The sequence below is a fragment of the Kamptonema formosum PCC 10802 genome (assembly GCF_000332335.1).
Classification (GTDB): Bacteria; Cyanobacteriota; Cyanobacteriia; order Cyanobacteriales; family Oscillatoriaceae; genus Oscillatoria.
In genome coordinates this window covers 3,346,181-3,359,113 of record NZ_KB235948.1, presented here as the reverse complement: position 1 = coordinate 3,359,113, position 12,933 = coordinate 3,346,181, and the positions used below count along the sequence as shown (strand labels likewise).

General features: G+C 53.6%; 6 protein-coding genes and 1 CRISPR repeat array. All 6 genes read left to right on the top strand.

The genetic code is table 11. The annotated features are described in order from the left end of the window. The first annotated feature begins 13 nt into the window (after positions 1-13). The 6 genes from OSC10802_RS0114320 to OSC10802_RS49830 all read left to right on the top strand — a co-directional run bounded on the left by OSC10802_RS0114320 (position 14) and on the right by OSC10802_RS49830 (position 4,633). Positions 14-919 carry a hypothetical protein gene (locus OSC10802_RS0114320; RefSeq protein WP_017717453.1) on the top strand — a complete coding sequence of 302 codons (906 nt, stop codon included), beginning with the start codon at positions 14-16 and terminating at the stop codon, positions 917-919. Further along, complete coding sequence (cas5, locus tag OSC10802_RS0114315; RefSeq protein WP_017717452.1) at positions 919-1,635, top strand: CRISPR-associated protein Cas5; 717 nt, start codon at positions 919-921, stop codon at positions 1,633-1,635. The genes OSC10802_RS0114320 and cas5 overlap by 1 nt, the downstream gene beginning before the upstream one ends. Positions 1,636-1,876: 241 nt before the next feature. Beyond that, positions 1,877-2,434: a Uma2 family endonuclease gene (locus OSC10802_RS0114310; protein WP_017717451.1), complete on the top strand. Its 558-nt coding sequence runs from the start codon at positions 1,877-1,879 to the stop codon at positions 2,432-2,434. Positions 2,435-2,529: 95 nt separating this feature from the next. Beyond that, positions 2,530-4,194 carry a type I-MYXAN CRISPR-associated endonuclease Cas4/Cas1 gene (locus OSC10802_RS0114305; protein WP_017717450.1) on the top strand — a complete coding sequence of 555 codons (1,665 nt, stop codon included), beginning with the start codon at positions 2,530-2,532 and terminating at the stop codon, positions 4,192-4,194. A 9-nt stretch (positions 4,195-4,203) separates the two neighbouring features. Next, positions 4,204-4,497 carry a CRISPR-associated endonuclease Cas2 gene (cas2, locus tag OSC10802_RS0114300; protein ID WP_017717449.1) on the top strand — a complete coding sequence of 98 codons (294 nt, stop codon included), beginning with the start codon at positions 4,204-4,206 and terminating at the stop codon, positions 4,495-4,497. Next, positions 4,490-4,633 carry a hypothetical protein gene (locus OSC10802_RS49830; protein WP_155967749.1) on the top strand — a complete coding sequence of 48 codons (144 nt, stop codon included), beginning with the start codon at positions 4,490-4,492 and terminating at the stop codon, positions 4,631-4,633. Before cas2 ends, OSC10802_RS49830 begins: the two co-directional genes overlap by 8 nt. 123 nt (positions 4,634-4,756) lie before the next feature. Continuing rightward, positions 4,757-12,864: direct repeats of the CRISPR family, unit length 36 nt; unit sequence CTGGACACACCTCTGATGCCGTAAGGCGTTGAGCAC. Between the last annotated feature and the right edge of the window lie 69 nt (positions 12,865-12,933).

Sequence of the window (12,933 nt, the reverse complement as noted above, 5' to 3'; positions counted from 1 at the left end):
ACTAGGAGGTTTTATGAAGCGCTACAACAATTTGTTCGCAACCGTACTTACTTATGCCGCCCCTAGCGCCAACTATCGCGGGGAAGGTGAGGCCAGTCGCAACGTGATTCAACGAATCGGCAAGGGTGGGAAAGAACACGCAGTGGTCAGCCCTGAGTCCATCCGGAATGCTCTGCGGGAAACCCTAGCCTACTACGGATTGCCCCATAACCGAACTCGATTGCCGGATGCGGGACAGCCTGCTGTGGAGTTCAAGGATCTTCCTGACGCTCAGAAATATGCGGATGATTTCTTGTTTGGGTTTCTAGTTGCCAAAAAGGAATATGTGGAGCAGTTGAAAAAGAAAGACAAGCCGGCTAAGAGCGACAGCGTTTTTCGCCTGAACTTGGCGTTGGCCACATCGCCTTACCGCTATGATGCAACTTTGCACCAGTCCCCTCAAAATGCCGGTAAGAGTCCTTGGAAGAATTCTAATGATTCCGCTTTACTGCATCGGGAAGTGTCCCACACCGCCTTTCAGTTTCCCTTTGCCCTTGCTTACTCAGACTGCCGGCAGAACAAAGATTGGGTGAGGTCACTGCTAGAGGCGATTTCAGAATTAAACAATGTGGCGGGAAATCACGCTCGGAGTTATTTTGAGATGGCTCCTAAGAGTATAGTCGCCCGTCTCACCCCCCGACTGGCTGCGGGGTTCGACACTTACGGGTTTAAGGAGTCTGGCGAGTTTCCCGAATTATCCCGGATCAAGGAAAACGATTTGCCCGGAAGTGAGTTCTGGGTTGGCGGTGAATTGGTTCGCAGTATGCCGACAGCAGAGCGAGAGCGCCTGCAAGATGCCGGTGTGAAATTCTACGAAAGCCCGGAACGGCTTTTGTCCAACCTTGCTGAGGCGTTTTTGAACCAAGAGGAGGGGGGCTAATGCTTTTCGTGCGCTTGCAAGCGCCGTTCTCCGCATACCGATATTTTCAGACAGGAGGCTACCGGGGTACTGCACCTGTCATTCCTCCATCAGCAGCTCTCGGTTTGTTGTTGAATTTGGCAGGAATCGAGATGCGCGGGAGTATGGTGGGAACAGTAGTGACTCCGGTTCGCAAGGACATTCCCTGTCTTTACCTTGCTGTAGGAGCGGTTGCCTTTGGTGAGGTTAGCACCCTCTACCAACAACTGCACATTTACCCAGTGAATCCAAACGATCCTTCTGTGAAGGAAGCCGAATCGCGAACCAAAGGACAGAAAGCATTGGCGAAAATGGCACGGCGAGAGATTCTGGCAGGACTCGACTGTGTAATTGCTGTGCGCGATACTGATGACCGGCTGACTGACCGGATTCAGCGGGGACTGGCGGGGGATTTCAACGGCGAGCGCTATGGCCTTCCATTTGCCGGCGACAACAATTTTCTCTTTAACGAAATTGAAATTGTTGATAAGCCGCCGCCCACACATTGGTATGTCCAAGTGCAATCAGATGCGGTCCGCCCGCTACGAGATTCATGTTGTTTAACTGTTGGCATCGACCGCGCTGACAGCAGTAAAACAACTAGCCTCTTATACGCGCCGGTAAAGGAGGCAACAATTTATCCCCCAGAGAAGGCGTGGACTTGGACACCTAGAGATCCTGAAACAGTAAGAGCCTAACTCTTGCTAACCAAACCCCACCCCCTAACCCGCTCACCGGCACGCGGAAAGGGGGAGAATTTCTCTCGTTTCGCAGGACAACACCGGCTCTCCCGCAACGCTTGCATGTAATGCCCTTGTTGAGGTGTGCCGGTGCGCCAATGATCGAGTAAAATTGACCTAAGGTGCACAGCCGGCTAAGGGGCAATCGCAGCAGGATTGCCCCCAAGTCGATTAACTTATTACTTTAAGGGTTTAACCTATGGTGTTAGTCAAAGATAAACTCACACTTCAAGAATTTCTGGCTCTGCCAGAAGGAGATATCACCTGCGAGCTAGTTGATGGAGAAGCTGTACCGAAAATGTCACCTAAGCGATTTCACTCCAGACTGACCGGCGCTCTTTACACACTCTTGAAACAATGGTGTCAAAATCGGGGCGAAGTGGGCATCGAGTGGGCAATTACCCTAACGCGAAACGGTCGAGACTGGGTGCCTGTACCGGATTTGCTTTATATTTCTTACACTCGTCTCCCCCTCGATCGTCTTCTAGATGAAGCTTGTCCTGTCCCCCCTGAATTAGCGATTGAAATCATTTCTCCAGAGCAACCCTTTGGAGAAATGAGCGAGAAAGCAACAGATTACCTCAATGCCGGTGTGTCCCGGGTTTGGGTTGTCGATCCGCGAGCTAAGAGCGTCACTATTTTCTATCCGGATGCCCCTCCTCAGACAAAAAGAGGCGATTTGGCTTTAACTGATTCCTTGTTTGAAGGACTGCAATTGACTCCCCAGCAAGTTTTTCAACAAGCCGGCATTCCCTAGTTTATTAGGCTATAATAGGACAGGCGAGACGCCTGTCCTACAATTCCTCTGATGTCGAAAGGCGCTGTAAACTTATACCTTTTCTGGCATCTTTTATGCAAACACTAGACTTTACCGAAAAAACCGCACAAGAAACGATTCGCGTCTCGGCACTGCACGCTATTGCCTACTGCCCTCGCCTTTTCTACCTGGAAGAAGTGGAGGAACTTCACACCCAGGATGCGGCTGTTTTTGCCGGACGCCGGCTGCACGCTGAGCTTGAAAAACAGGAAGATGAGGAGTGGGAAGAACTCTTCCTGGAAAGTGAGGAGTTGGGATTGCGCGGTCGGGTTGACGCTCTCCGCACGCGCGATGGGGAGACGATTCCCTACGAACACAAACGAGGTCGCTGCTTCCGGGATGAAAATAATCAGCCGCAAGCTTGGGAGAGCGATCGGCTGCAAGTTCTCGCTTACTGTTGCTTGATTGAATACGCTCTCAAAATCAGGGTTAAAGAAGGGAGAATTCGCTACCATGCTGAGAATATTTTAGTGCATGTGCCCCTGGATGATGCGGGGCGGGAAGCGGTTCGAGACGCGGTAAAACAAGCAAAAGCGCTGCGAGAATCGGCACACCGGCCTCCTGTAATTGAGAATGAGCGCCTGTGCGCCCGCTGCTCTCTCGCGCCGGTTTGTCTGCCTGAAGAAGCGCGACTGGCGCACAACCGCGAGTGGCAGCCTATTCGTTTATTTCCGGAAGATGATGACCGGCAAATTCTTCACATTTTGGAACCGGGAACCGCTGTGGGGCGCACCGGCGAGCAAATCAAAATCTCCCGCCGCAACCAGCCGGTGGAAACCATTTCCGCCCGACAGGTGGGGCAAATTGTGCTGCACAGTTTCGCCCAGATTTCTACGCAAGCGCTGCACTTCTGTGCCGGTGAGGGGATTGGGGTGCATTTTATTTCCGGCGGCGGGCGATATCTGGGCAGCTTTGACAGCCGGCAGGGTTCTATTCACCGGCGCATCCGCCAGTATGCGGCGCTGAGCAATCCTGAGATTTGCTTGGATTTGGCGCGGAAGCTAGTGACTTGTCGCGGGGAGAGCCAGCGCAAGTTTTTGATGCGTGGGCAGCGGGGGGTGAAGAGCGTGCCGGTGGCGCTGAAAGGGGCAATTTCTCAGATGAAAGCAGTCCTGAAACAAGTGGAAAAAGCTGATTCCCTGTCATCTCTGCTGGGGGTGGAAGGCAATCTGGCTGCCCTGTATTTTGGGGCGCTGCCGTGTCTGATTTCGGAGGCGGTTGTGCCTGAATTGCGCTTTGCCGGTCGCAATCGCCGCCCGCCAAAAGACCGGTTCAATTGTCTGTTGAGTTTTGGCTACGCTTTGCTGCTCAAGGATGTGATGAATGCGATCCTGACGGTTGGGTTAGAGCCCGCACTGGGATTTTACCACCAGCCGCGCACTCAGGCACCGCCGCTGGGGCTGGATTTGCTGGAAATTTTCCGAGTTCCGCTGGTGGATATGCCGGTGATGGCATCTGTTAACCGGGGACAGTGGGATGTTCTGGCGGATTTTGACGTGCGGGGAGAGCAGGTTTGGCTGAAGGATGCGGGGAAAGAAAAGTTGATTGATATTTACGAGAAGCGCAAGGAGGAAAGTTGGAAGCACCCAGCTACCGGCTATTCTTTGACCTACCGGCGTCTGTTTGAGTTGGAGGTGCGGCTGCTGGAAAAAGAGTGGAGTGGCGAAGGGGGTTTGTTCGGTCAGTTAGTGTTGCGGTGAGGTGGTATTGTGGCTGAAGCAAAAAACTGGTATTTAGTGGCTTATGATATTCGGTGCCCGAAGCGCTGGCAGAAGGCTTACAAGCTGCTGCAAGGATATGGGGAGCGCCTGCAATATTCGATTTTCCGCTGTTGGCTGAGCCAGCGGGATCGGGAGAAGCTGCGCTGGGAGTTGGAGAGGGTTTTGGCGGCGGAGGACAGTCTGCTGCTGATCCGTTTGCCTAACCAGTGTGTGGAGGGGCTGCACGCTTATAACCGTGCTGGGGCGTGGCCGGTGGCCCAAGAGGGGTACAGGATTGTCTGAGGCAAGCACCTCTGGCTGTGAGGTGGCTGTGCCGGCACTGCCGGCGGGAAACTTCCAGCAGGTGTGCTTTTTGGGGTTTTTGGAGCGGTCAGGGGTGCTTGCAATTTGCTATAATGTAGGTGGGGTAAGGGTTTGAGAGGAGGGGATTTGCTGTGAGCCGGTGGTTTTGGAGGGATTTTGCTGTGCCGGTTGCTTTTCCGGAGAGGTGGTTGTATAATGGTGTACAGGCGGTTCTGGAGCAAGGGTTTCAGCCGGCGCTCTGGACACACCTCTGATGCCGTAAGGCGTTGAGCACAAGCTTTCGGCGAATCTTACTCTACGGTAAAACGCTGGACACACCTCTGATGCCGTAAGGCGTTGAGCACTGAGTATCCTTCTGGCGTAGCTCAAACTTGGCTTCCTGGACACACCTCTGATGCCGTAAGGCGTTGAGCACTAAGTAAAAAAACCTTGACGCATTATCTACTTCAGCTGGACACACCTCTGATGCCGTAAGGCGTTGAGCACCGACTCCCCGCTCTTCTAGTGCGGCGATAGCAAACTGGACACACCTCTGATGCCGTAAGGCGTTGAGCACAACTATAAGACTTCTCACGCAACAATAAAGTTACTCTGGACACACCTCTGATGCCGTAAGGCGTTGAGCACGAAATAGGAAAAGAAGGCATAACTAATGTTAGTGCTGCTGGACACACCTCTGATGCCGTAAGGCGTTGAGCACGGACAGTCACATCCAGATAAGCAGCAGCGCTCTCGCCTGGACACACCTCTGATGCCGTAAGGCGTTGAGCACTGGTGTAACTGAAATTACGTCCCAGTAGGACACTTTGCTGGACACACCTCTGATGCCGTAAGGCGTTGAGCACTGACCTACGACGCAAACGGCTCGACAATTGGAACGCTGGACACACCTCTGATGCCGTAAGGCGTTGAGCACAGCTGGCCGCTTTCATGATCGTAGTCGCCATTTGGCTGGACACACCTCTGATGCCGTAAGGCGTTGAGCACCCGGTGGCGCGGTGGCAGCAGCCAAGGGGTACTATCCTGGACACACCTCTGATGCCGTAAGGCGTTGAGCACACGAGTGGGTGCGCCGCACGGTCCTGAAAAGTGTGGCTGGACACACCTCTGATGCCGTAAGGCGTTGAGCACAAAACCGCCAATTTTTTGAGATAGTCTTTCTCTTCTGGACACACCTCTGATGCCGTAAGGCGTTGAGCACTGCCATTCCCAGTAAAATTCGTCGGGAAGCAATCCTGGACACACCTCTGATGCCGTAAGGCGTTGAGCACGCTTGAGGAGTGCTATGCGCTTAGCTTCAATCTGGACACACCTCTGATGCCGTAAGGCGTTGAGCACAAGGACAAGCCATGTCTTGCTACCTATTACTCTCTCCTGGACACACCTCTGATGCCGTAAGGCGTTGAGCACGCAATTACGGAAGTAAAACTTCTGGGGGAGAACGAAACTGGACACACCTCTGATGCCGTAAGGCGTTGAGCACCTGAAGCGCTAAGGCAGGCTCTTGACTGGCTCGATGCTGGACACACCTCTGATGCCGTAAGGCGTTGAGCACTTTTAGTAAGTCATGCCCGCTAATGTCCTCAACACTCTGGACACACCTCTGATGCCGTAAGGCGTTGAGCACACAGGCACTCCTGAAATAGCATAAACAGTTATGTACTGGACACACCTCTGATGCCGTAAGGCGTTGAGCACAAATGGCGCAGGTAGTCGCAAGGCTCCCAGCCTTGCTGGACACACCTCTGATGCCGTAAGGCGTTGAGCACTGGTGAGTGCCGGCTCTGCGCTCGCAGGTGCCGACTGGACACACCTCTGATGCCGTAAGGCGTTGAGCACCCTAAACCCAAGATGCAAAAAATCAATTGCGCTACTGGACACACCTCTGATGCCGTAAGGCGTTGAGCACGACTGATTCCTTGGTTGTTGGGGCAAATTCAGCAGCCTGGACACACCTCTGATGCCGTAAGGCGTTGAGCACAAGATGCGGCCCGGTGCTGCGTCCGGTGCTGCCCATCTGGACACACCTCTGATGCCGTAAGGCGTTGAGCACGGGGCAAACATTAGAAATACCAGGAGGAGTGGCGGAACTGGACACACCTCTGATGCCGTAAGGCGTTGAGCACAATAGCTGCCGCCACTGCGACAAATTTTTACGCAACTGGACACACCTCTGATGCCGTAAGGCGTTGAGCACCTCCCTGCTGCCGGTGGGGGCAGCTCTCCCCCAACTGGACACACCTCTGATGCCGTAAGGCGTTGAGCACAGTTTCTAGGGGCAAGAGATCGGATGCGGTAAGCTACTGGACACACCTCTGATGCCGTAAGGCGTTGAGCACAGCCCAGAGCCCTTCCGAGGAACACCGGCACTCAACCTGGACACACCTCTGATGCCGTAAGGCGTTGAGCACGAATGGGATCGTCCGAGTCCAACTATCACTACCCAGCTCTGGACACACCTCTGATGCCGTAAGGCGTTGAGCACCCTTGACGAGCGCAGTAGATGTTACCGGTAAGCTCTGGACACACCTCTGATGCCGTAAGGCGTTGAGCACTCAACTTGGCCTGCCCAGTTGCAATCAGAACAGCCTCTGGACACACCTCTGATGCCGTAAGGCGTTGAGCACCCGGAAAGGAATTGCTAGTTTATGCCGGTGACGGAGAACTGGACACACCTCTGATGCCGTAAGGCGTTGAGCACTATGGGCTCAAATCGCGACGAATGAGCGGGTGCGACTGGACACACCTCTGATGCCGTAAGGCGTTGAGCACTGGGCCAGAATAAACGAAGCGTCATCGGCTGCCACGCTGGACACACCTCTGATGCCGTAAGGCGTTGAGCACCGCTCGATAGACGCCAATGCAAGCGTTCCAGCCGGCTGGACACACCTCTGATGCCGTAAGGCGTTGAGCACTCAACTTGCAGCCGCAAAAGGCCGCAATCGTCCAACCTGGACACACCTCTGATGCCGTAAGGCGTTGAGCACGAGGATGGCTATTATGGCTGGTTTTGGTAATTATATCTGGACACACCTCTGATGCCGTAAGGCGTTGAGCACCATGGAGACTTACAACACAAAAAAGCCCTTGGGCGCTGGACACACCTCTGATGCCGTAAGGCGTTGAGCACATACCGGTGTTAACTGGGGGGTTAAGAAGAAGGGCCTGGACACACCTCTGATGCCGTAAGGCGTTGAGCACTAACAGCATATTGTATTCACCCGACCCTTCTGAATCTGGACACACCTCTGATGCCGTAAGGCGTTGAGCACCTTCCGTTTCAGTTCCCTGTTTTTTTCACCACTTATCTGGACACACCTCTGATGCCGTAAGGCGTTGAGCACGAATTCGCTGCCGGGGGCGAGTCTCCAGGACTGCCTGGACACACCTCTGATGCCGTAAGGCGTTGAGCACTCATACTAAAAACAGCGGTAAGACTTATCCCGCAGTCTGGACACACCTCTGATGCCGTAAGGCGTTGAGCACCCAGAAAGGATGGAGCATCATCCGCCACCGAATCCGACTCTGGACACACCTCTGATGCCGTAAGGCGTTGAGCACGGCCAGAGTGAGAGCTTTCCCCTGCCCCCTCACTCCTGGACACACCTCTGATGCCGTAAGGCGTTGAGCACTTTTTTGAAAAACCCTGTTTAAGGGTCGTATTTTCCTGGACACACCTCTGATGCCGTAAGGCGTTGAGCACTTCCGCCAGAAGTTACGATGGACTCTGAGCCCATACTGGACACACCTCTGATGCCGTAAGGCGTTGAGCACGGTTACGAGGATGACGGCGATTCGGTGCCGGTAGACTGGACACACCTCTGATGCCGTAAGGCGTTGAGCACGGATAGCACCAGTGATTCGAGTCCCGACTGGGAAGCTGGACACACCTCTGATGCCGTAAGGCGTTGAACACTCGATTCACTGAACCTGGACAAAAAAATATGGCCGCTGGACACACCTCTGATGCCGTAAGGCGTTGAGCACTCATAGATGAGCCACCAGCCTACGTCGTAGGTTCCTGGACACACCTCTGATGCCGTAAGGCGTTGAGCACTTGTTACGTCTCTTGCCCTCCTTGCACGATAGCTCCTGGACACACCTCTGATGCCGTAAGGCGTTGAGCACGATTAGACTTCCAGGAATACCTTCTTGGCGGCGAATCTGGACACACCTCTGATGCCGTAAGGCGTTGAGCACCCCAAGTATCGGATTGACAGAGTTTCCTGGAAATCTGGACACACCTCTGATGCCGTAAGGCGTTGAACACATTGTTGCAGTGCTTGCAACTTGCACAGATAAGACTGGACACACCTCTGATGCCGTAAGGCGTTGAGCACTCTACGCATGGGCTAAAGATTCGAAGTACCAATACCCTGGACACACCTCTGATGCCGTAAGGCGTTGAGCACCTTCTCTCCGTAGACCCCACCTGAAACGTACCATGCTGGACACACCTCTGATGCCGTAAGGCGTTGAGCACAAGGCATTGGCTCCCTTGTGCTTCCGTTTCAGTTCCTGGACACACCTCTGATGCCGTAAGGCGTTGAGCACTCAACGCGGCCTGATGCGCTTCCATCCGTATCAGTCCTGGACACACCTCTGATGCCGTAAGGCGTTGAGCACGGAGCCAAGAAGTTGACTGGTTCGACCCCAACGGAGCTGGACACACCTCTGATGCCGTAAGGCGTTGAGCACTACGCAGAAGGGTCTGGCGAGTATGACATGCTCATCTGGACACACCTCTGATGCCGTAAGGCGTTGAGCACTTTGTACCTTCACCTAGAGGGAGACGTCTTCTAGGCTCTGGACACACCTCTGATGCCGTAAGGCGTTGAGCACTTCCAGTTAAAGTTGTACAGGAACACCCCGGCTTGCCTGGACACACCTCTGATGCCGTAAGGCGTTGAGCACGATACAGATCGCAAAAAAGCCGAAGCGCTTTGCTTCTGGACACACCTCTGATGCCGTAAGGCGTTGAGCACCGGGAATTTGGCAAGCCAGATTTGCATGCCGCTAAAGCCTGGACACACCTCTGATGCCGTAAGGCGTTGAGCACATTCAACGGCATCAGCTTGTATGTGCGGAAAAGGGTCTGGACACACCTCTGATGCCGTAAGGCGTTGAGCACAGCGAGAGGGAGTCGATCTAATGCTGACGTGCGATCCTGGACACACCTCTGATGCCGTAAGGCGTTGAGCACAGGAGCGAAAAAAGCAAGTGTGGGGCCGTTTGGACTCCTGGACACACCTCTGATGCCGTAAGGCGTTGAGCACGCTATCCCCGACAGCGTATTGTTCTGTTTTAACTGCTCTGGACACACCTCTGATGCCGTAAGGCGTTGAGCACGCTTTCGTTGCCGCTGGTGGTTTCGGTCAAGAATCGCTGGACACACCTCTGATGCCGTAAGGCGTTGAGCACGTAGGAGGAGCTCTCTTTGGAGCAGGCAATGCTATCTGGACACACCTCTGATGCCGTAAGGCGTTGAGCACACTGCGAGTCCGTTGGCGATATCGGGGATTGTTATCTGGACACACCTCTGATGCCGTAAGGCGTTGAGCACTTCCAAGCGTACTTAATGCCTCCAATGGTAACGTGCCTGGACACACCTCTGATGCCGTAAGGCGTTGAACACATGCCATCCCTCCGGCATCAACACCTTGTTGCCCAGCTGGACACACCTCTGATGCCGTAAGGCGTTGAGCACCATTCAAAGCGAAAATACTTGGGCCCCAAAAAGTAGCTGGACACACCTCTGATGCCGTAAGGCGTTGAGCACAGGGCATCCTCAAACCCTGGATTGCAGCCCAGCTGTCCTGGACACACCTTTGATGCCGTAAGGCGTTGAGCACTCGTGTCCCTCCGCAAAGAGGGGATTGAAGTCGACTGGACACACCTTTGATGCCGTAAGGCGTTGAGCACACCTGCTCGCCAGATATTCGCGCTCAATTAACAATTCTGGACACACCTTTGATGCCGTAAGGCGTTGAGCACCTCAAAGGAAGGGGCCCTGCTATCGGCTGAAGTCCTGGACACACCTTTGATGCCGTAAGGCGTTGAACACTTATAAACCACTCGCGTTGTCGAAAGTAAGATTTCCTGGACACACCTTTGATGCCGTAAGGCGTTGAGCACAGACTCTAGGTGTTTCCTGTCTCGCAGTTTGACAGCTGGACACACCTTTGATGCCGTAAGGCGTTGAGCACATAGGGGGCGGGGGTTTTACCTGCGGCCTGTTTCCCTGGACACACCTTTGATGCCGTAAGGCGTTGAGCACTAGTTTGCTGCACCGTCCAATTGAGTCCTTTATGCTGGACACACCTTTGATGCCGTAAGGCGTTGAGCACTAGAACAACTACTGGCATTTATAAAATTATCGAGCCTGGACACACCTTTGATGCCGTAAGGCGTTGAGCACGATTGTCAAGGCCATCTCGTTTTCATCCCAGATGTCTGGACACACCTTTGATGCCGTAAGGCGTTGAGCACAAATCGCCTCAAGAAATTCCTCAGGCAGTGCTAGACTGGACACACCTTTGATGCCGTAAGGCGTTGAGCACATTACCGGCGAGAGTCCAATTCCAAACTCTAGCTTCTGGACACACCTTTGATGCCGTAAGGCGTTGAGCACGAGGAGATTGAAACCGCCCGGGCGGCGGCTGAGACTGGACACACCTTTGATGCCGTAAGGCGTTGAGCACCCAGTTCTTCCGCTTCGGTGCCAGTGGCCATTGCCACAACTGGACACACCTTTGATGCCGTAAGGCGTTGAGCACGCAATCACAGCCGATTCGCTTACGACTTCTCCCCCTGGACACACCTTTGATGCCGTAAGGCGTTGAGCACGGCAGAAGCGGTACTACCTGTACCGGCCAGCCCACCCTGGACACACCTTTGATGCCGTAAGGCGTTGAGCACCCAGAAAGGATGGGGCGGGGTATCCCGCCCACATCTGGACACACCTTTGATGCCGTAAGGCGTTGAGCACTATTATGCGGTTCGCAATTTGGCTTAGATACTTACCTGGACACACCTTTGATGCCGTAAGGCGTTGAGCACTGAAGCGTTGTTTCAGGGGCATCTGTTGCAATTCCTGGACACACCTTTGATGCCGTAAGGCGTTGAGCACGGGATAGTGCGAGAGCGCCGGCACTCGGAAATTGCTGGACACACCTTTGATGCCGTAAGGCGTTGAGCACTTTTTCCCTCTGCTGTTTCAGAACTTCTTTAAGAACCTGGACACACCTTTGATGCCGTAAGGCGTTGAACACTGGCTCCCGGAAGAAGGAGGTCTGGCAGTTGCTGACTGGACACACCTTTGATGCCGTAAGGCGTTGAGCACGCTTAGGCTTCCAGGAATACCTTCTTGGCGGCGAATACTGGACACACCTTTGATGCCGTAAGGCGTTGAGCACTCAGCTCCAACAGCTTTCAGCAAAGCCTCAAGCCGCTGGACACACCTTTGATGCCGTAAGGCGTTGAGCACTCTTCTAGTTTAGCACGAAACCAAAACGGCGGCTCTGGACACACCTTTGATGCCGTAAGGCGTTGAGCACCTCTTGGTCAGGGAGCGTCTGGTATCTCTCAGTCCTGGACACACCTTTGATGCCGTAAGGCGTTGAGCACTAAATTAAATAGATTAGATGGCCTTAAACACTTCTATCTGGACACACCTTTGATGCCGTAAGGCGTTGAGCACCTATGCTTAAAGTGTTGCCCTGGAGATAAATATGGTTCTGGACACACCTTTGATGCCGTAAGGCGTTGAGCACGAAGTCACGATCCTACCCCTCTGGCTTAACTAAGTCTGGACACACCTTTGATGCCGTAAGGCGTTGAGCACATTTCCAAGTAAGTCCTTGGGTCATCGATCGGGTATCTGGACACACCTTTGATGCCGTAAGGCGTTGATCACGCTTCAAACGGGAACTCGTGTCAGGGAGGTCGGAGCTGGACACACCTTTGATGCCGTAAGGCGTTGAGCACGCTTAGGCTTCCAGGAATACCTTCTTGGCGGCGAATACTGGACACACCTTTGATGCCGTAAGGCGTTGAGCACTCAGCTCCAACAGCTTTCAGCAAAGCCTCAAGCCGCTGGACACACCTTTGATGCCGTAAGGCGTTGAGCACTCTTCTAGTTTAGCACGAAACCGATACTTTTGCTCAGGCTGGACACACCTTTGATGCCGTAAGGCGTTGAGCACGTCTTATATTTGCTGTCCAATAAGTTGCTGATTGCTGGACACACCTTTGATGCCGTAAGGCGTTGAGCACGATTCCAACCTTTTTTCCTGCTGCAAATCAGCCCAACTGGACACACCTTTGATGCCGTAAGGCGTTGAGCACTACATCTGTTCGAAACCTGAGTAGTAGGGCTCGGGGTACTGGACACACCTTTGATGCCGTAAGGCGTTG

Coding starts and splice junctions, on each gene's coding strand:
- OSC10802_RS0114320 (WP_017717453.1), top strand. CDS start 14: ATGAAGCGCTACAACAATTTGTTCGCAACCGTACTTACTTATGCCGCC.
- cas5 (WP_017717452.1), top strand. CDS start 919: ATGCTTTTCGTGCGCTTGCAAGCGCCGTTCTCCGCATACCGATATTTT.
- OSC10802_RS0114310 (WP_017717451.1), top strand. CDS start 1,877: ATGGTGTTAGTCAAAGATAAACTCACACTTCAAGAATTTCTGGCTCTG.
- OSC10802_RS0114305 (WP_017717450.1), top strand. CDS start 2,530: ATGCAAACACTAGACTTTACCGAAAAAACCGCACAAGAAACGATTCGC.